Annotated in this window: 15 protein-coding genes; 7 read left to right on the forward strand and 8 right to left on the reverse strand. The window is 58.1% G+C overall.

The window, feature by feature from the left end:
- Positions 1–443: 443 nt before the first annotated feature.
- From ACO9S2_RS16225 to ACO9S2_RS16255, 7 genes are all read left to right on the forward strand, one after another.
- Positions 444–1,442 (forward strand): GTP-binding protein, encoded by a 999-nt coding sequence (locus ACO9S2_RS16225; protein WP_423723442.1) that lies wholly within the window; start codon positions 444–446, stop codon positions 1,440–1,442.
- Positions 1,417–1,824 carry a roadblock/LC7 domain-containing protein gene (locus ACO9S2_RS16230; protein ID WP_423723443.1) on the forward strand — a complete coding sequence of 136 codons (408 nt, stop codon included), beginning with the start codon at positions 1,417–1,419 and terminating at the stop codon, positions 1,822–1,824. Before ACO9S2_RS16225 ends, ACO9S2_RS16230 begins: the two co-directional genes overlap by 26 nt.
- A gap of 101 nt (positions 1,825–1,925) precedes the next feature.
- Positions 1,926–2,333: a hypothetical protein gene (locus ACO9S2_RS16235; protein WP_423723444.1), complete on the forward strand. Its 408-nt coding sequence runs from the start codon at positions 1,926–1,928 to the stop codon at positions 2,331–2,333.
- A 138-nt stretch (positions 2,334–2,471) separates the two neighbouring features.
- A complete protein-coding gene (locus ACO9S2_RS16240; RefSeq protein ID WP_423723445.1) occupies positions 2,472–4,019 on the forward strand; it encodes a metallophosphoesterase family protein in 1,548 nt (515 codons plus the stop codon).
- A gap of 43 nt (positions 4,020–4,062) precedes the next feature.
- Positions 4,063–4,524 carry a DUF420 domain-containing protein gene (locus ACO9S2_RS16245; RefSeq protein WP_423723446.1) on the forward strand — a complete coding sequence of 154 codons (462 nt, stop codon included), beginning with the start codon at positions 4,063–4,065 and terminating at the stop codon, positions 4,522–4,524.
- Positions 4,525–4,980: 456 nt separating this feature from the next.
- Positions 4,981–5,997: a globin domain-containing protein gene (locus ACO9S2_RS16250; protein ID WP_423723447.1), complete on the forward strand. Its 1,017-nt coding sequence runs from the start codon at positions 4,981–4,983 to the stop codon at positions 5,995–5,997.
- 29 nt (positions 5,998–6,026) lie between these two features.
- Positions 6,027–6,410, forward strand: a complete 384-nt coding sequence (locus ACO9S2_RS16255; RefSeq protein ID WP_423723448.1) for a PilZ domain-containing protein — start codon at positions 6,027–6,029, stop codon at positions 6,408–6,410.
- Positions 6,411–7,928: 1,518 nt separating this feature from the next.
- Here the strand turns inward: ACO9S2_RS16255 and ACO9S2_RS16260 are convergent.
- From ACO9S2_RS16260 to ACO9S2_RS16295, 8 genes are all read right to left on the reverse strand, one after another.
- Positions 7,929–9,779, reverse strand: coding sequence for an ATP-binding protein (locus ACO9S2_RS16260; RefSeq protein ID WP_423723449.1), 1,851 nt, complete (start codon positions 9,777–9,779; stop codon positions 7,929–7,931).
- Positions 9,779–11,050: a DUF2130 domain-containing protein gene (locus ACO9S2_RS16265; RefSeq protein ID WP_423723450.1), complete on the reverse strand. Its 1,272-nt coding sequence runs from the start codon at positions 11,048–11,050 to the stop codon at positions 9,779–9,781. The genes ACO9S2_RS16260 and ACO9S2_RS16265 overlap by 1 nt, the downstream gene beginning before the upstream one ends.
- 180 nt (positions 11,051–11,230) lie before the next feature.
- Positions 11,231–11,542 (reverse strand): XRE family transcriptional regulator, encoded by a 312-nt coding sequence (locus tag ACO9S2_RS16270; protein ID WP_423723451.1) that lies wholly within the window; start codon positions 11,540–11,542, stop codon positions 11,231–11,233.
- Positions 11,543–11,584: 42 nt separating this feature from the next.
- A complete protein-coding gene (locus tag ACO9S2_RS16275) occupies positions 11,585–12,055 on the reverse strand; it encodes a helix-turn-helix domain-containing protein (protein WP_423723452.1) in 471 nt (156 codons plus the stop codon).
- Between the two features lie 3 nt (positions 12,056–12,058).
- Positions 12,059–12,361 (reverse strand): type II toxin-antitoxin system HigB family toxin, encoded by a 303-nt coding sequence (locus ACO9S2_RS16280; RefSeq protein ID WP_423723453.1) that lies wholly within the window; start codon positions 12,359–12,361, stop codon positions 12,059–12,061.
- Positions 12,362–12,815: 454 nt separating this feature from the next.
- A complete protein-coding gene (locus ACO9S2_RS16285) occupies positions 12,816–14,303 on the reverse strand; it encodes a patatin-like phospholipase family protein (protein ID WP_423723454.1) in 1,488 nt (495 codons plus the stop codon).
- Positions 14,304–14,442: 139 nt separating this feature from the next.
- The gene (gene lon / locus ACO9S2_RS16290) at positions 14,443–16,839 is read right to left on the reverse strand and encodes an endopeptidase La (RefSeq protein WP_423723455.1); all 2,397 of its coding nucleotides are present in this window, start codon (positions 16,837–16,839) and stop codon (positions 14,443–14,445) included.
- Between the two features lie 187 nt (positions 16,840–17,026).
- Positions 17,027–18,223, reverse strand: a complete 1,197-nt coding sequence (locus ACO9S2_RS16295) for a THUMP domain-containing class I SAM-dependent RNA methyltransferase (RefSeq protein ID WP_423723456.1) — start codon at positions 18,221–18,223, stop codon at positions 17,027–17,029.
- Between the last annotated feature and the right edge of the window lie 69 nt (positions 18,224–18,292).

Here is an 18,292-nt window from a genome sequence, read left to right on the forward strand (position 1 = left end):
CCGTTTGGCCCTGCGCGTAAGTGTACATCGTGCCAAAATATGGCGTATGCATGCGGTTGATAGCGCACTGGAGAATGCTTCCGCTCATGCGCTTGCGTGACTTAGGTCACGGCATGGTGTGAGCAGAGTCGAGTCCTTGAATGATTCTTTCCTTCTGAAATCTCCTCCATCAATCTCCTCCGTTTCATCAGACACGGAAACCGCTGAAGTTCCATCACCTTAGGGTTTTACCTTACTGATGGAAAAGAACTGTCCAGTCGTCTGTACATGCATCGGGTTGCATCATGGCATGTGGCGTGCAGAGTCAATGACCAGTCGGCACGTTAGGAAGGCGACGTTTCTGAGCAAGCCGGCTCGCTTCATGAGGTTGTCGGATTGGCTGCAACACAACGCAGGGAGAGGACTGACAGTATGGACCGGTGGCAATGGAAGAGGTTGGTGTAATGGAATCACTTTATATTGCAACTGAGGGAGTGGCCGAGTCGGAAGTGATGCTGCTTTCGATGATTCTGTCCTTCGGCAGTGATCAACTGACGCGAAACTGGAGGGTCAATACCGGCGGAGACGCTGCGGCTGCGGTTATCTATGATGTGACAAACCCCCGTGCCAGGCTGGCCTGGGAGCGGAATCAGGCTCTCACGCATCCTGTGCCCGTTGCTCTCTCAGAAGAGCCGATTCCCGGTGCGCAATGGGTCCTTGAGAGGCCCATCAGGACTCACAAGGTCATTCCCTTTCTCAATGACTTGTCGGTGCGCATGGCGCAGGCGCCGCCTCCTGCTGCGGCAGAACCTGTCGTCCATCGTCCTCAGAGCGACCCGTTCAGCAATTTGAAAACCCGGCTGAGGAGTGTGGCCTCTCAGCGGCTTGCCGGGACCCCCGATCTCCGGGAGGTGAAAGTGATCATTGCCGGCAGTGTGGCGGCAGGAAAAACCACGGCGATCAACACGATCAGCGACATTGTCCCGATCCGCACCGACGTCAAGGCATCCGACTACGTCGGGCGCCTGAAAAGCCATACGACGGTGGCGATGGATTACGGGGAGCTCTCTCTCTCCGGCGGGCAGAAACTGCGCCTCTATGGGACTCCGGGCCAGCGCCGCTACGACTTTATGAGCACCATCCTCTGCCGTGGTGCGTTGGGGCTGGTGGTCTTAATCGATAACCGGGTGAAGGATCCCTTAGCCGAGCTCGATTATTACAGCTATGTGTATGCGGACCTGATCAACGAATCGGCGATGGTGATCGGGGTCACCCATCGGGATGAAGCCGGCGAGCCGGGCCTCGAGAAATATGAACATTATTTGCAGGTGTGCCAGAAGCCGTGGCCGGTGTTCACCGTCGATCCGCGCAGTACGGTCGATGTGGTCACGTTGCTCGACGCCCTTGTCACCATGCTGGAACATGGAGGGAGGCATCATGCCATCGGTACCGGAAGATCTTGACCCCCGTGTGCTCGAACAGGAGTTGGATACGTATCTCTCAAACTGCGATGTCGTGGACGCCGCGATTATCGCGACGCTCGACGGCCGTTTGCGCGCGCAGCAGCAGCGGGGCGCCTTTGAGGTCGAACGGGCGGCGGTGATGGGCAGCTCGTTGATGGCCCTCGGTGACACGATCACGGCTGAGTTGGGGATTGGCGCTTGTGAGGTCGTGATCGCGGAGAGTCAATACGGATTGGTGCTGTTCAATCATGTCCAGGGAGTGTGTGTCTTGATCAGTGTGACGAAGTCCAAGAACGGGCTGGGTGCGTTGTTGAGCTGGGCGCGCAGAACTGCCGAGGATATTGCGCGGAAACATTTCACCAGCCACCGCGTGACGGCGTGAGGGAGTAAGTGGTCGCGGGCGGACAGGGGACGAACCGGCGGGCCGGCTTTGTCGGCACTGCCGGCCGGTCCTATTCATCAACCAACGTGAGGGAGGGGATCATGGCTTCGATTAATGACGTATGTAAGGACATCATCGGATCGGTGGATGGCTCGTTGGGCTGCGGCGTTATCGACCTGGGATCGGGCTTGCTGCTGGGGGTGGCGCATAACGTGCCGTACTTTACCCAGTCCTACCTGGATGCGGTGGCGGCCGCAGCGGTGGACATGTTGCGCGGCAAAACGGTCAAGGCGGTCGAAAGCCTGCTCTCCAACACGCGTGGCAAGAAGGTCGAGAATTCCATCAAGGAAGTGCAAATGACGACGGATTCGACCTATCACTTTATTGCCACGATTCCTGAGAAGCCCAATGCCGCAGTGGTGTTGATTACCAGTAAAAAGACCAACCTTGGAATGGGCTGGGCCGGGGTCAAGGGCAATCTTCCCAAGCTTACCCCGTTGTGCCCGTAAGGACAGTGAGGCTATGAGACGGTTCATGTCGATCCATCGGCGCCGGCGGTCGGATCGGCATAACCGGGTGTGGACGACCTCACGATGTGTCGCCTGACGGGTAGGTGACGGGACAAACGGGGAAATGTGGGACACAGGATGCATCGGCATACGACAGTCGAAGTGATCGGATCACTCGCCGACGTCGCAGCCTACGACTCGGCTGCGGTGGAAGCGGTGATGCAGGTCGATGCGACCCGTCTGGCGCATGGGAGTGAATACACCGGACGTCCGGCCACTCATATCTTCGCGGGGGAGCGGGATGTCGTCAAGCTCCGGTCCGAAGTCCGCCTGGACCGGACGACCGGTCTCCAGTGGATCCGGCAGGCGCTCGACCGGGAACGCGCCATTCAAGTGCATCATCCGCTGAAGACGTGGTTCCTGTTTCAAGAGACCGTCGACAGTCCGCCCCTCATCGGGAGCATCTGTCCCAAGCTGACGCCCCTCCATACCATTCTTCGCGGGGAGCCGGCCGATTCCGGCGAGGCTCTCCGGTGGCTGCGCTGGCTAGAGCAGCTGTTTGCGATGAACTTTCGTGTCGCGAAGGCGTCCGGCCTGGCGCTGGACGAAGGCCTGTCCAACTTCGGTCTGGATGAAGTCGGAACGCTCTACTATCTCGATGACGATACCTATTCCTGGGACCGGTTCGCCACGACCGCACAAATGATCGGGACCTGCGTGCGTTCGCTGAATTGGCTGACGGTCCCTTTCGGGGGCGAGTTGGGGAAATATCTCCGCCAGGGGATTCTCACTCAGTTCGGCGATTCCGATGGAGCCTTGTCGCTGGCCGAACAGCTGCGGGATGTCTTTATTCCCGCTCCGGCGCGACGGGAGGTTTTGGAAGCGATCCAGGAGGGCCTTGTCGAGCGTCGGCGGGGAGGCCCTTGCCTGGTCGACAGAGCCGGGGGGAAACCGCTGGCGGTGCTGGCTGACATCCATGGCAATCTTCCTGCGCTGGAGGCAGTCCTGTCCTATCTCACGACCGTCGGCGTGCGGGAGGGCATCGTGCTCGGCGATGTGGTCGGGTATGGGCCTCATCCCCGGCAATGTATTGAGCGGCTGCGGCAGACGAATTTCGTGATGCTCAAAGGCAATCACGATGATGCGGCAGTGACGGGGCAGATCAAGAGCGGGATGACGCAGCATGCCCGATGGAGCCTGGAATGGACCTGCGCCCAGTTGCAGGAGGAGGATCGGAAATGGCTCCAGGCCCTGCCGCCGGTTCTGCATGGCGACCGGTGGATCGCCGTGCACGGCTCGCCGCTGGATCCGTCCTTCTTCAATGCCTATGTCTATCACATGACCTATGAAGACAACTTAAATTTGCTCCAGCGGCGCGGACTGCCCATCTGCTTTCATGGCCACACGCACATGCCGGGCGTCTATGCCAGACAAGCGAAACGCGGCGATCGGCGCTGCGAGGAAGCGAGCCAGTCCCTGGGGGAGTATGACCATTGCCTGATCTGTCCCGGATCGGTGGGGCAGCCGCGGAACGGGCGTACGGCGGCGCAGTTCGGAATTTATGACCCGGAGGAGCGCCAACTCGTGTTGCATGCGCTCAACTACGATGTGGCGCAGACGGTGAGCGACATGCGGGCAGCCGACTTTCCCGGGACGCTCATCGCCCGCTTGAACGAAGGCACGTAACTGTTCGGGGCGTGCCTTCGCACGCGAGGAAGGAGCCGGTGAGATGATGGATAGCAGGGCGATGGTCTGGATGGGCATCCTGGCAGTCTTGACCGGCGCGTATGTCTCGGCGATCCGGGGAGTGCGGTCTGCGCGAGCCGGTCATGTCGAGGCCCATGCGCATTGGATGTTCACCACCTGCACCGTGGGAGGGGTGTGGTTGGTCGTCTATGTGTGCAAGCAGGTGGTGCTGGGGCCGGAGCGATTCGGCGGGTCGGCCACCCAATACTGGACATGGTATGTCCCGATTCTAGTGATCCACACAGTCCTGGCCCTGACGACAGTGGGCTTGGCCGGCTACAACTTGTATATCGGGATGACGAAGCTGCGGAACGGGACGGGGATGGGGGCGATGATTGCTTCCGTGTCGTCCCATCGGCGGCTCGGGCGATTGATGGTCGGGAGTTTCACCGGCACCATGGCATCGGCCTATCTGATCTATCTCCTGCTGTATGCGCGGGCCTGAAATCGGGTTAGGGTGCGTCAGGATTTCGTGCGGGTCTGTGAGCAGGGTGCCCGTTTGGATTGACGCCGGTATGCCCGGGCGGCCCCTCTTTTACTCCACCTTACCCTCCCCTGACAAAAGGGGAGGGCGAGAAAAAGGCACCAGCTGGAAGAGGCTGATCAACGGGATGCCTGACCCGCAGGATGTCCGGAGGCACCCGGTTTATGAAGGGCACATAGCGAGCGCTGTTCCGGGGGAGTAGCGGTCTGGACACATATGCTCGAACGGTCCGGTGAAGGAATGGGGGGCTATGAGCACCCTTATTGCGGACGCTAGGCGTGACCATCGAGTGTTGATCGAGCGGCTGTGAAACAACGCAGGATACAAGCCTACGGGCAGGGCAGCTTCTGCCGGGGCGGCATCAGCAGCGTGTCAACCATAGTTCTCTGATGATGGCAGGATCTACGGGAGGTTCCGGTGAGGAGGAATGTCGGAGTCGAAAATCAGCAGCAGATTGTCAGCGGGATGAAGCAGGGGGAGCGACCACTCCTGAGCACGCGTGAGGAGCGACTCCTAGTGGGCCAATGTGTCGAACAGGTTGAAGGGCGACTTCCTGAAATAAGCCGACGGTTCTTTGCGCGCCTCTTTGTGCTGGCGCCAGCCGCGCAGGCTGCATTCAAAGGCAGCGAGTCGTTCCGTCAGCGGAAATTCGTTAACCTCTTCCTCACGTTCCGGAATGTGAAAAGTCTCGAGACGCTTGCCCCCTTGCTGCAGGTCATGGGCGAACGGCATCGGGGATACCATCGGCACTTTCACCTGTTTTTGCGGTCGATCGAGGATGCGCTGTGCGAGACGTTGAAGACGACGTTGGGAGAAGACTGGTCTGCCGACATGGAGCGGGCGTGGCGCACTGTCTATGCCGATGTCGCCGACCTGATGGCCCTGGCCGCCATGCCGACAGAGCGCGAGCGCCGCAGCGGGGAGCGTGAGTCTTGGAAGGGCATAGAACGCCGGGCCGGGTGGCTCCTGCGGATCGATGAGGGGTTGTTGACGGCCATCGGCGGGGAGCCAGTTGTGAGGCGCGTCCACGAGGTATTTTATGAGGCGCTGTTTGCCGATGCCTGGCTGGGGCAATTCTTTTACGGCAAGAGCCGGCAGATGCTCATCGACAAGCAAACCGAATTCATGGTGAGCGCGTTCGGCGGAACCCATGAGTATCGCGGCGGGACTCCCGCTCTGGTCCATATGCACATGTATATCACCGAAGAGCAGGCCGATCTGCGGGAGCGCTACTTGCGCTGGGCGATTCTCTCTCAGGGGCTGGCTGAAGATCTGGCCGACCGGTGGCAGGCAGTCGACAGGTTGTTCCGTCCGAGCGTCGTGAAGACCTCTCCGGCCGACTGTGTCCTCACCTGTTTAGGGCAGATGCCCGTACAGGCAAAAAAGCCTGCGGACTATCAGGAACCCGGTTACTTGTTGCGGCCAGCCGCATAGGAATTAGGGCGAACTGACGGAGTATGAACATGAATGTTACGAGTGAGCATCGTGATGGTGTGCGGTACCCCATTCAACTGCTGGCGTCATTTACCGTAGGTAATACGGAAGGGAGGGAAGACGGGTTCACGATGGATCTGTCGCCGCGCGGCTGTTGTCTTTCCGTGAAAGAGCCGTTGCCCTTGTGGCGCAGCTTGAGTCTTGTACTGCGCCCGCCGGACGACGATGCCACGATTGCCATAGAGCGCGCGGAGGTGCGGTGGGCAATGGGGAACCGGTGCGGGATTGAGTTTCTTTCCATGAGTCGCACCAACCAGGACCGGCTTCGCCGTTACCTGGTTGAATACGAAGCCTTACATCGAGACGACCAATTCAGTTCTCCCTCTGATCTGGTGACAGCCAAACGGCCATGAGGCGTTTCGATAATAGGAGCGAGGAGAGGAAAGGGTTTCAGGATCTCGTGTGTAACGTCGCCCGCCTACCTGACCTTCAGGATCGGACCTGACCTCAACCTTGGGAAGCGTTCTCCTTCGGCTCACCCATAAATAGCCGCTCAGTCGAATCTCCTGCGTAATCCATAAGCCATAGGTTCTTTCTTCGGACGAGTGACGAACGACGCTTCACGAACGACGAATTGAGAACTGCCACGTGGCGAGATTGAGATATGGGTGAGTCAAGAAAAGACTCCCGAACCCGATTCTTATCAAAAAAACAGGGGGTGTAAGCCAGGTTGGAGGCAACCATTGGCTCGAAGAGATTCTGGGTGGAGTCTTCGAGCCAGCTCACAGCCCCTATTTATCGGATAATCATCAACTGGCTGTCGTCAAGAATGAGCGTTGGGAGGGGAGAAGCCTTCCGGGCACACTGAGGGAGATACAACATAAAAACGGCCCGCCCTTATGTGGACCACCGGGTCTGTCGACTAGCCGGGATCAGGTTCGGTAACCCTTCAGTCGCGTAAGGCGATGTTACCCCGCGCCGTGGTCATCGGACTCGCATTAACGGTCGTGCCTACTGGCACCGAGCGACACAGGCGCGTACCTTGAACCGCAATCCCGCCATTGAAGCAGAGGCGGTGCCCTTGTGCACGTTGGCAGCATAAGGGCGAGTCAAACTCTGTAAAAGGCTGCTGACCTTCACTAAGCGACCAACACCTCCTCTCGCTTCTCAGGTAATCACCATGCCCGGCAAATCAACAACGCTTCTTATAGGTATCAAAAACACCACTACCAGCGGTTGGGAGGGACCATATGTGAGGGGTGATAAAAAAACCGAAGCGGAGGCGAGTCCAGAGAGCTTGGTTTGCATTGTGGAGGTCTTGGAAGGGTTTCAGGCTTCCCACCCATCGGTGGGCCTGCTCACCGCCCCTACACCCGACCTCGATGTCCTTGAATGTTCCTCTCACCGAGGCCTCCGCTCAATTCTAAGGTAACGTTCTTTTGTCCCAGATCAAGGAGGGAAGCCGGGACGGACCACTCGTGACGGTTGTGGTTGGGCGGCCGAATGGCGCATCTCAAGCCGGTAAATCCGACGCCCCTCATAAGAGCAGCGGGTTCGCGGGTGCCAGTTGACGATTTTCATGGATCGGGCTGGGAAACGCGCCCTTTCTTCCATTCCTCATCCGGCTTTGTGACTTTCACAATCGGGCCGATATCAATTCCGGAGGCATGACGTATCTCCTTCAGAGGGCAGGGGGGATGGCTGGTCAGTCGAATTGCACGTGCAATCCTTAGATAAGCCCTGACGGAAGGGCGAGGCGATGGTGAGGATTGAGTAAAAGGTGGGCTGATGGCCGATGCCGCATGGGGGTGAGGACGGACGAATGATGAATTGAAAACTGCCCCCCGACGCAAAATGGTGAATCAAGAAAAGACTCCCGACCCCTTTTCATATCACCTAGTCTGTCGCGTTTGTTATGCGCAGCAAGTCTATTACTCGTTTAGTGCTTGTCCAATCGCTCGAAGCCAGGTTCGTATGTCATCGTCAGGGTCGGACTGAGTCAGGAGTTCTGGGGTCATGTGTTCTGCGCAAACTGTGTTGAGGCGTTTCTTGGCTGCTGATATTTTCTGACTACGTTTCTCCTCAGAAATGGTAGTCCATGGAGAGGTCCCAGGCGAAGCTGCATGGACTGCTTGAGCAAACAAGAGAGGAACGTCTTCAAAGTCCGAGCCTGTGCCGACATATCCTGTAACTTCTGCCATAATTACAGTGGGATGAAGGTAGTTCTCCAATTCCCGTTTTGATGAAGCCCAGGCTGTGCACCCACGGGCAAGCCAGGCTGCTATCTGTTGGTGGTACCTTGGTTGAGCCGGTGGCTGTAGATCTCTATCGGTAAGATAGAATTCTGGTCGTTGCAGTCCCGAGAGCGTCGTCATCCACAAGTCTAAGCTGCTTCCACCAAGCGGTACAAAAACAAGCTTGCCAGATTGTTCCATCAACCCGAGGTCGGGAATGTCGGGTTCAACAGCTGCGAGAATGTGCGATATGCGTTTCATGAAGTTGATGTCGTGCCTCCCTTCGACACCAAAGAAGGCCTTGATATCGTGATCGGGCAGGACACCTAATGTGTCTTTTATCTTCTGTAGCGTGGAGTCAGCAGTGCCTTTCTCAATCAGCGGACTTCCATTCTGAGCTGTGATCAGGCGCAATGCGCGGCGATCCACACGTCGTGCGAGCATAGGGGTGTGGGTCGTGACCATTATCTGGCAGCGATCTTGCGCTACTAGATCCTGGAATGCGTCCAGCAACATGATCTGATGGTTGGGGTGCTGGCTTGTTTCTGGTTCCTCGATAGCGTAGATGATGCCCCCATCTCGGGTGCCTGAATCTTCCTCTGCCTTGGCCCTGAAAAAATTGAGCAAAACAAGTCTTCTTGTGCCGCTGCCCCGCTTATTAATCGGTATCTGATCCTCACCCGTAAGGGTAACGGCGAAGAGTGATTCCCAGTTCTTGTTTTTGATCTCAGGGCGAAGCTGACTCGCGAGATCAGGGTTCATCTCCCTAATCTTCTCGACGGTGCGGGATGCAACACATTCCAATTCTTGTCGTATTTCGGCGATTACCCCATTCAATTCCACTTCACGTCGCCGTACAGCCTCCTTGATTGCAGCCTTCAAAGGATCCTGTGCTTCCGCATCCTGATCAGTACTAGCCCGGTCTGACTTGAACAGAGCATAAACAGGGAAATGCTTCTGTAATTGTTCCCACACTTCCTTCCCCGATTCCTTCGTGAGGCTCACCTCACGCGTAGTAAGTGAAAGTTCATCTGCTTGCCCCCAAATTGTCTGTCGTAATTGCGCCTTGATGGCTTGGTTGCAATTTGTGATGTCAACCTGTCGCTGCTGCGCACGAGCACGCAGTTCTGCAATCTTTAATCCAAGAAGATCGTCTACGCCAGCACCTGACGGATGCAAGGCGATTGCAAAAGTATTGGAAAGTTTTCCCTTAGCAGCGGCACAGTTGTAGACCTTGACGATTTCTAGCTTTCCGTCAGCTCGTAACAAATACTCATCTTGCAATCTGGTTGGATACTGTTCATCGATGACTAGTTGTGGCGGAAGATCATCAAAAATACAGGAGATCCTAATTTCCGTCTGTGTGTTTTGAACTGAGCAGTCGTCTTGTTCGATTGGTGTATCGTTGAAGAAAATATCTAGGGCATCAAAGATAGAGGATTTTCCGGCATCGTTGCGTCCAATTAATACGGTAAACGGATCAAGCTCTATTCGAGTTTCTTGTGCATAACTCCTGAAATTGTTTAGTACTACTCCAGCCAGACGCATCAGGTATCCTGGCTTTCATCAGTTAGCGCGGGCAAGCTCAGGCCCTCGATCTCCTGCAAAGTTTTCCCAGCTATCCCCTGAAGGTCTCCATACATGCCAACCGTTGCCTGCATGACCCGTTCAATCTGTTCCTCTCGCTTTGCCCATTGTTTGGTAATGGCTTTCTTTTCTCTGTCGAGATCTTCCTGCATCGAAGAGAACGCCTCAACGATGGCTTCGACTCGATGACGGAAGCGTGGCCCAGTGAGGTACTGATAGACCATTTCTGTCTTTGTCTGCTGTCCTTCTAAGGCCTGCCGAGCTGAGGCAACTTCAATCAAGGAATGGCGCAGAGCAACTGCCACGGAGAGTACGGACTTGGTGTTTGTGACCCACACTCCATCGACGAGATCAAAAGACTCAATGCCTTTTGGCAGAACCTGACTCACGATAACAGCGACTTCTGCCTTGGCCGTTCGCTGATCGTCGCGGAGTTTGACCAGCCAACTGTCGCTCCAATTCTTGGTTCGCTTCGATTCCCATAGGATGGTTCCGCACGGCTGACCGAGAGGACTGAAGATTCGGTGCAATGCATCGCCACCGTATTCGCCTTTGGGTACAGGCTCAATTGTGTCCCTCGGGAACTTTGTCTTTAGCAAGGCTTCTAGCTCCAGTTCCTGAACCTCCCCTTGGAGTTGCTGTGACCCCTGTTCCGCCTTACGCCTGAGCTCTTCGATCTGTGCCTGCATGGAAGCGATGGTTTGTTCCTTCTCCAGCACCTTCAGCTTTAGACTGTCCTCCGCTTCTTTTTTGGCCTGTTCTCGGGTAGCTGAGAGCCCATCCTGCACTCGCTTTTCGACCGTGAGTTCTAGCTCACGCTTGGCATCGTCCAGTTCCCGTTTTTGTCGGATGAGATCTGCCTGTGCCTTCTGAGCTTCTGCGAGTTTAACGTCGCGTTGATTGAGGACTTCCTGAAGTTCGGCCAGCTCTTTAGCCTTTTGGTCGATATCCGATTGCAGAGCAAGTTTCGCCCTCTTGGATTCCTCGCTGACAATCTTCGCCCGTTCCACTAGGAGTTTTTCGGCAACCTGATCGTCGATGGCCTGCTTGGCCTTCGAGACGGCTTCTTCTCGCTCGCGCAATTCAGCTTCTTTTTTTGCTATATCTGAGTCTTTGAGCGCGAGCCGCTTTTCGAAGTCGCGTCGTGTCGATTCAATCAATGGGGCGGCGAGGGATTCTGTAAGTTTGATCTCAGTCTTGCAGCTCGGGCAGATGATCGTGGGTTCTGTCATTACGTCCTGGTTCGGTTAGTAAATTGGATGGCTAATCTCCTACCCCTAAAGGGAGGAGAAATCAACACCGCACAGGAGGAGGGAGAGTGCCAGGGCGGCTCAGACCCGGGAAGTGGAATCGTTGCTTGAGTTGGCACCTGAGGAGCGCCTTGCGCTCAAGAATATGGGGGCTGGGTCGGATTAGGCTGCTGCCTTTTTCACCCGGAGTTCAGCCCGATGACCGGTCGCGGCCAGTACTCGAATCAGCACATCCGTTGAGACGCCGTGTGTGTTCCCATTCGCAATCGCGGTCACTCTGGTTCTCGACGTTCCGGCGCGTTTGGCAATCTCGGCATGGGAGAGTCGTCCTGCTTGAATGATCTTGACCAGGGCGACGGTGAGTTCCGGCCGAAATTCCATTTCAGCGGTATCCGCTGCGGACAAACCCAGCGCCTGCCCCAGATCTTCGGCTGACCGGACCGTCACTTGTTTACTGATCTTTGGTCTAAGCATCGGCCGGTTCCGTGCTATCGCTTGATCTCTTACAAATTACTATTACCGTCGACTTGCTACGCGCGTTCGGGAAGAAGGGCGTTTGATGGGTTTTTTCGGAACGGGCATAAAGAGCGCGGGTGAGACACCGAAGCGGGCGGCCAGTTGGGTGATTTGGCGGACGTTCAGGTCGCGCTTGCCGGAGAGGATTTCTGACACGACGCCCTGGCTGCCGATCTCGGACAGGTCCGATTGCTTGAGCGCATGTTCTTCCATCAACGTGCGGAGGATTTCGGAGGCAGATGAGTCAGAGAAGGGGACGTGGGCGTCTTCATACGCTTCGATAAAGAGGCTAAGCGTCTCGGCGAGGTCGGCCAGGGGATGGGTTTCTTGCTGACCGATTTCATCCACGATTTCATCGAGGACGGTCACGGCCCGGTTATAGTCGGCTTCCGTCCGTAAGGGACCGAGTGGAATCCGCTGCCGAATGCGGCGGTAGTCGGTATTGGCGTCCTGAATGTATTTGGCGAGCATGGATCAACTCCTCCACGTGTTCCGGTCGTATTCTGCGTGCGTCAGGATGTGCCGGATGTACAGCTTCTTCCGATTATAATGAATGGATGCGATCAACCGGAACTCGTTTCCTCCAATTCTGACGCCCTTGAACACCTGCGCCCCTTGGACTTGGCTCGACGATCCTGCTATGGTGCGCTCATGTCTATTAATTCTCCCATCGTTCCGGAAGTTGTGATCTGTGCGAATGGCGCCTGTGCGAGGACGCTCGATACTCAGCGCAATCAAGGCCACCCTGACTCGACGGTGCCGGCGGGTTACATCCACAAACTCTACGACCTATCCCTTCCATCGTACTCAGTCGTCTGCTCCAAATGTGGGCACTACTCGATCCGGTATCAGCGGAACCGACCTGACTGATCTTCGCTTCGCCTTGTCAGAGCTAGCGTAAGCGCTCGCAGACCTCCCACACTCTGATACCGCACCCTGCTGAGATTCCTCGCAACTTCAACGCGCTCGTCCATGATGAATTTCTTGAGAAGCAGAAATGATGGCGAGAATCATTGTCTGAATTGAGCGAGGAAGACCGAGGGAAAGTTAAGGGGGAATTCTTGAGTCAATGGGGGAGGCCCAGGTTTTGAGCCGGGGCCTGCTGAGGTTAAGAGGCGGTCGAGGTCGCTAGCGGTTCATCCCGTTCTGCTCCCGTCTAAGCGGTCGTATCTTTATTGAACGCAGCCGGCAGGACTTCTTCGATCCGCTCGGTCAAGATGAAGGTCTTGTCCTATGGCAAGCTCTTTGACTGTGCCGCGTCTTGCCCTGTCAAACGATCCGCCGCCTGCGGGGTCGATGGTGTGGCTGATCCCTCCGCCTCCAGGTCCCGCATCAAGCGTTGAAAGTCTTTGTCGTTCCGGATGAGGCGGGTCGCGGCCAGGAGCAGGTGATCAATCTGGTCATCCGTCAGGGAAAGATTGGTGGGGATGCTCATGAGCCGGTCCTGCTCGTCCGGATCGTCCACCTCCGTCAGGCTGACGTTGATGAAATAGATGTCGGCATCGGGCGTGAAGACACTCTCTTCGACATGTTGGCGCTCACGAAGTTGCACCCTCCATTGCCCGACGACCTGACTCATGAGCTGGAGCGTGTCGGAGGAATACCGGTTGATGGGAATGTCGACCAGGGCCCGACTGACGTTCGAGAGGCCCGGGATCTCACTCAACTGGTACTGGTTCACATCCGGCGTCGTCTCGGCGCTGACCATCAGGTAGACCAATTTTCTGATCTTCTTGGCCCCGAGCAGCTTGAAATAGGACTCGAGGTCCCCGACGAGTGCCGTGGTCTCCAACACGCTGCGCATGCCGATATTGTCGGACAGCCCGCCGTCCAGCAGATGGACATAGGGGCGTTTCTCGGCATCGAGGTAGGAACGCAGCTCGTTCGCGCGCTGCCGCCCCCACGACGTCCGCCGTTCCTCTCTCAGCCGCGGGGGCGGTTCAAACCCGCATTGCCCGGCATAATTCTTCATCGCAATGGGGCTGAGGATCAGGGGTAAGGCGCTGGACGAGGCGGTGGCGACGGAGAGCGGCAGCTGGTTGAGGTCGGAGCAGATCAGGTCGAACTGGCGCTGGTTGAATTCGAACCGCGAGAGGGTGGCCATATCGGACGCGTGAATGAAGATGAGCGGCCGTTGACCGCGCGCCATCAGGTCGCCGAAGGTGTGCCCGTCAAACAGGGCTTCGTCCAGCAGTTCGGAGAAGACATGGGCACGACCGAAATAGGGAGACCATAGCCGGAACCAGTTGCTGGGCGACCAGAACACCCGCGCTTGGAGTTCGCTCCCCCAGTCTTTCCGCAGGAAGCGATACTCGAAGTCGTGAAAAATCCGGTCGCCATAGAGGGCATAGTAAGCTGCCGTGAAGCTGCCGCCGGACAGCGCATTGATGATGTTCAGTTCGTCGACTAACCGTTTGGATCGCCCTTCCCAGGTGATCGGGGTCCGGGCCAGTTCCCGCAACGCCCCGTAGGACAGCGCAGAGGCCCGCGCCCCGCCGCCGGAGAAGGACGCAATGATAAAGAGGCTGTCCGAGCTGCCGGTCGGAGATGGAGGGAGGTTGGCGGAACGATACCCGTACTCAGGATTCCACTGCTTGAGCGGCGCATTCATCGTCGGCCGCACGTACTCGCAGCCGAGTGTCAGGCTCAACAGGCCGAGGAACAGCCATGCGGCTGCCAGCCGACCGACACCTGCGACTATTTGTGACGGGTGTTTCATCGGACGGCGAAGGTTACGCGGGAGAGAAAGGGGTGTCAACTAGGGAAAACACCCCGCGGCCCATGCGGTGGGCGGGAGACGGATTGCACTACGGGGAAAAGGGCAGGCCCCGGCATTGAGCCGGGGCCCAGGGGTTTTCTTACGAAGCCGTCGAGGTCGCCAGCGGTTCATCCCGCTCTGCGCCCTTCGACGCCGGCGCATCCTTATTGAACGCCGCCGGCAGGACTTCTTCGATCCGTTCGACCAGGATGAAGGTCAGTTCATCCCGCACTTCCTGCGGCACGTCTTTGAGGTCCTTCTCGTTCGCCTTCGGCAGAATGATCCGCTTGATCCCGGCGCGATGCGCGGCCAGGACTTTTTCCTTGATTCCGCCCACCGGCAGCACCAACCCGCTCAAGCTGATTTCGCCCGTCATGGCCGTATCGCTCCGGACGGCTTTGCCCACGTAGCTGGAGGCCAGGGCCGTCGCCATGGTGATGCCGGCCGAGGGGCCGTCTTTCGGAATCGCTCCCGACGGCACATGGATGTGGACGCCGTTGCGTTTGAAGCGCGAGATATCGAGCCCCATGCTTTCGGCATGGGACCAGAGATAGCTGCGCGCGGCGCGCGCCGACTCCTGCATCACGTCGCCCAACTGACCGGTGAGGGTCAGTTCGTGACTGCCGGGCAGGAGGGTCGTTTCGATATAGAGCACGTCACCGCCGGTCGGTGTCCAGGCCAGACCGGTCGCCACGCCGGGAGGCAGATTCTTTCGCGCCTCTTCGGGCATGAACCGTTCTGAACCCAGCCATTCTTCGACCCGTTCAGCCTGAATCGAAACGGGCTGTCGTGCTTCACCCTCCGGCAGGTCAGCGAAGGTCAGCGCGACTTTTCTCGTCAGGCGTCCCAGCATCTGTTCGAGCTGGCGCACGCCCGCTTCGCGGGTGTACCGGCTGATGACGAGATTCAACACCTCATCCGGCAGCAGCGCCTGGCTCGCGTCGAGGCCCGCTTCCTTGAGCCGTCTCGGCCAGAGATAGCGGCGGGCGATTTCGGCCTTTTCCCGTTCGCTGTACCCCTGGAGGCGGATGATCTCCATCCGGTCCAGCAGGGGCTGGCTGATCGTGTCGAGGGTGTTCGCCGTGGTGATGAAGAACACTTTCGACAAGTCGAACGGCAGATCCAGATAGTGGTCGCGGAACGTATGGTTCTGCGCCGGATCGAGGATCTCCAAGAGCGCGGCCGCCGGGTCGCCACGGAAGTCGCGGCCCATCTTATCGACTTCGTCGAGCATCAAGACCGGATTGTTGGCGCCGGCGCGGCGCACGGCCTGGATGATCCGGCCGGGCAGGGCCCCGACATAGGTCCGGCGATGGCCGCGCAGCTCGGCTTCGTCGTGCACGCCGCCCAGGCTGAACCGCTCGAAGGTGCGTCCCATGGCTCTCGCGATCGACTGCCCCAGGCTCGTCTTGCCGACGCCGGGAGGGCCGACGAGGCAGAGAATCGGGGCCTTGGCCGTCGGATTGAGTTTCAAGACGGCCAGGTGCTCGACGATGCGTTCCTTCACTTCCTTGATGCCGTAGTGATCCTCTTCGAGCACCTGCCGGACCTTGGCGAGATCCAGGTGATCTTCGGAGGCTTTCTTCCAGGGCAGTTCAAGGACGAGCTCAAGATAGGTCCTGAGCACCTGGTGATCCGGCGATGACGGAGGGACTTTCCCGAGGCGCGTGATTTCCCGCTCGGCCTCCTTCCGTACATGGTCGGGGAGGTCCGCCTCCTCGATCTGCCTCTTGAGGCGGGCGACTTCGTTCTCTCCCTCATCCCCCTCGCCCAGTTCTTCTTGAATCGCTTTCAACTGTTCGCGGAGCACATATTCCCGCTGGTTCTTGCCGATCTTGGCTTGCGCCTCGCTGGCGATTTTGTCCCTGAGTTGAAGAATTTGAATCTCTTTCGAGAGCGCCGCGTAGAGCGACCGTAGCAACTCGGCCGTGGAGGAGCTTTCGAGCAGCTTTTGCTCCTCCTGCACCGTGAGATTGAGGAGGGAGGCCACTCGATAGGCCAGCGACACCGGATTCTCTTCGTTGGTGAAGGCGAGCGCGGCTTCCTGAATGCCGGGAGCCTGGATTAAACGCGGAAGATCCGTGACCAGTTCCTGGATCGCCCGGTGGAGGGCCTGGACTTCCGTGCTGAGATCCGCCGGCTGATCGAGCCGTCGGGCTTGCACGAGCAGAAACGGCTCTGTCTGGTTCACCTTGACCAATGCGACCCGTTCGAGCCCCTGCACAATCGCCTGGAGCGTGCCGTCGTCCGAACGCCCGACCTGCTTCACAATAGCCTTGGTGCCGATTGTATAGAGATCGTCGAGGCCCGGCGCTTCAGTCTGAGGGTCGCGCTGCGCGACCACGAGAATCGTCTTGTCTTCTGTCTTCAGCGCCGCGTTCACGGCTGCGACCGACCGTTCACGGCCGACAGTGAGGGGCATCATGACCCCGGGGAACAGCACCGTCCGTTTGATGGGTAATATCGGCAGGGTAACTACTTTCGTCTCGTTGTCCATATTGCCCCTTCCCTTCGTCTCGTTCATGAGTTGCGACAGGTTCATCCACCGTGTCACAGGAACAGATATATCCACGCGGGGGCAAGTCAAGGGGAAGGCGGAAGGGGGTGAGGGGGCTAAGGCACCGCGAAGATGAGAGATTTCTTAACTGCGGGCTCTCCGTCGAGGAGCGGGTCTGGGATTCAGCTCAGGCCGTTGCGGGGTTGCCGGATTGTGCTTCCGGCGGTGTGAGGCGTCGTCTGGCGCCGCCTTGGACGATAAGAAATTCATAGAGGCGGCATTCAATCGCTCCGTTGAAGAGCGGGGTTCGTTTAGACGGGGCCAGGCCGATGAGCTTCGGAGCCCTCAGGTCGCCGGTGAAGAGATAGACGCGCCAGCCGACGCAACGGGTTTTCAGCCAGGAGCCCAGCTTCGGGTAGAAGACGTCCAGATCGGCTTGGGTCCCGAGGCGCACGCCATAAGGGGGATTCATGACGATGGTGCCGGGCTCTTGCGGCGGGGTGAGGTCGAAGAGATCTGTCTGGGTCAGCGTGATGTCCCGGGCGACTCCAGCGCGGGTGAACTGCTCTGCGGCGGTATGCACGGCGCGGGCGTCCCGATCAGATGCGTAGATGGGAACAGGGCTCGCGGACAATTGTTTGGCTTGGGCCTGGGCCTGGATGGTTTTCCAGAGGGCCGGGTCGAAATTCGAGAACAGTTCAAAGGCGAAGTGCCGACCCAGGCCGGGGGCTATTCTCCTGGCGATCATGGCGGCTTCGAGCGGAATCGTTCCTCCGCCGCAGAGGGGGTCGAGCAGAGGCGTGGTCCCGTTCCAGCCGGTCAACTGCACGATGCCGGCGGCGAGATTCTCGCGCAAGGGCGCGTCGAGGGTCGATTGGCGGAAGCCTCGTTTGAAGAGCGAGTCCCCGGTGGTCCCGAGATAGAGCGTGAGATGTGTGGCATCGAGAAAGGCGTCGATGCGAATGTCCGGACGGCTGGAATTCACGCTGGGGCGGGTGCCCTTCAACTTGGTGAAGGTGTCGCAGATGGCATCCTTGATCCGCAGGGTGACGAAGTCGAGGCTTTTGAGCGGACAGTGTTGCGCGCTGGTTTTGACTTTGATGGTGCGCGAGGGGTGGAACCATTGCGGCCAGGGAATGGAGCAGGCCGCGACGTAGATATCTTGTTCGTGGCGATAGGGGCCGTGCGCGACTTCCAGAAGGATGCGGCTGGCGATGCGACTTTCGAGATTGGCCCGGTAGATGGTGCTCAGGTTGCCGGAAAAGCCCACGCCACCTTCGGCCTGGCGTATGTCGGTGGCGCCGATGGCGGCCAGTTCCTGCTGCAGCAACGCTTCGAGGCCGCGCGGGCAGGGTGCAAAGCAGCGGTGGTTTGTGCTATCCATTTTTCTCGCCAATCGTTGTTTGTGGATCGTATCTCACGGAAGATCCGGTCCGGCTGGTGTTCGACGACA

Origin of the sequence: Nitrospira sp. NS4, assembly GCF_049546785.1 — a bacterium.
In the GTDB taxonomy this organism is placed as follows: domain Bacteria; phylum Nitrospirota; class Nitrospiria; order Nitrospirales; family Nitrospiraceae; genus Nitrospira_D.

Excerpts from the sequence above, each read along its gene's own strand:
- ACO9S2_RS16225 (WP_423723442.1), top strand. The coding sequence starts at position 444 with ATGGAATCACTTTATATTGCAACTGAGGGAGTGGCCGAGTCGGAAGTG.
- ACO9S2_RS16230 (WP_423723443.1), top strand. The coding sequence starts at position 1,417 with ATGCCATCGGTACCGGAAGATCTTGACCCCCGTGTGCTCGAACAGGAG.
- ACO9S2_RS16235 (WP_423723444.1), top strand. The coding sequence starts at position 1,926 with ATGGCTTCGATTAATGACGTATGTAAGGACATCATCGGATCGGTGGAT.
- ACO9S2_RS16240 (WP_423723445.1), top strand. The coding sequence starts at position 2,472 with ATGCATCGGCATACGACAGTCGAAGTGATCGGATCACTCGCCGACGTC.
- ACO9S2_RS16245 (WP_423723446.1), top strand. The coding sequence starts at position 4,063 with ATGATGGATAGCAGGGCGATGGTCTGGATGGGCATCCTGGCAGTCTTG.
- ACO9S2_RS16255 (WP_423723448.1), top strand. The coding sequence starts at position 6,027 with ATGAATGTTACGAGTGAGCATCGTGATGGTGTGCGGTACCCCATTCAA.
- ACO9S2_RS16260 (WP_423723449.1), bottom strand. The coding sequence starts at position 9,779 with ATGCGTCTGGCTGGAGTAGTACTAAACAATTTCAGGAGTTATGCACAA.
- ACO9S2_RS16265 (WP_423723450.1), bottom strand. The coding sequence starts at position 11,050 with ATGACAGAACCCACGATCATCTGCCCGAGCTGCAAGACTGAGATCAAA.
- ACO9S2_RS16270 (WP_423723451.1), bottom strand. The coding sequence starts at position 11,542 with ATGCTTAGACCAAAGATCAGTAAACAAGTGACGGTCCGGTCAGCCGAA.
- ACO9S2_RS16275 (WP_423723452.1), bottom strand. The coding sequence starts at position 12,055 with ATGCTCGCCAAATACATTCAGGACGCCAATACCGACTACCGCCGCATT.
- ACO9S2_RS16285 (WP_423723454.1), bottom strand. The coding sequence starts at position 14,303 with ATGAAACACCCGTCACAAATAGTCGCAGGTGTCGGTCGGCTGGCAGCC.
- lon (WP_423723455.1), bottom strand. The coding sequence starts at position 16,839 with ATGGACAACGAGACGAAAGTAGTTACCCTGCCGATATTACCCATCAAA.
- ACO9S2_RS16295 (WP_423723456.1), bottom strand. The coding sequence starts at position 18,223 with ATGGATAGCACAAACCACCGCTGCTTTGCACCCTGCCCGCGCGGCCTC.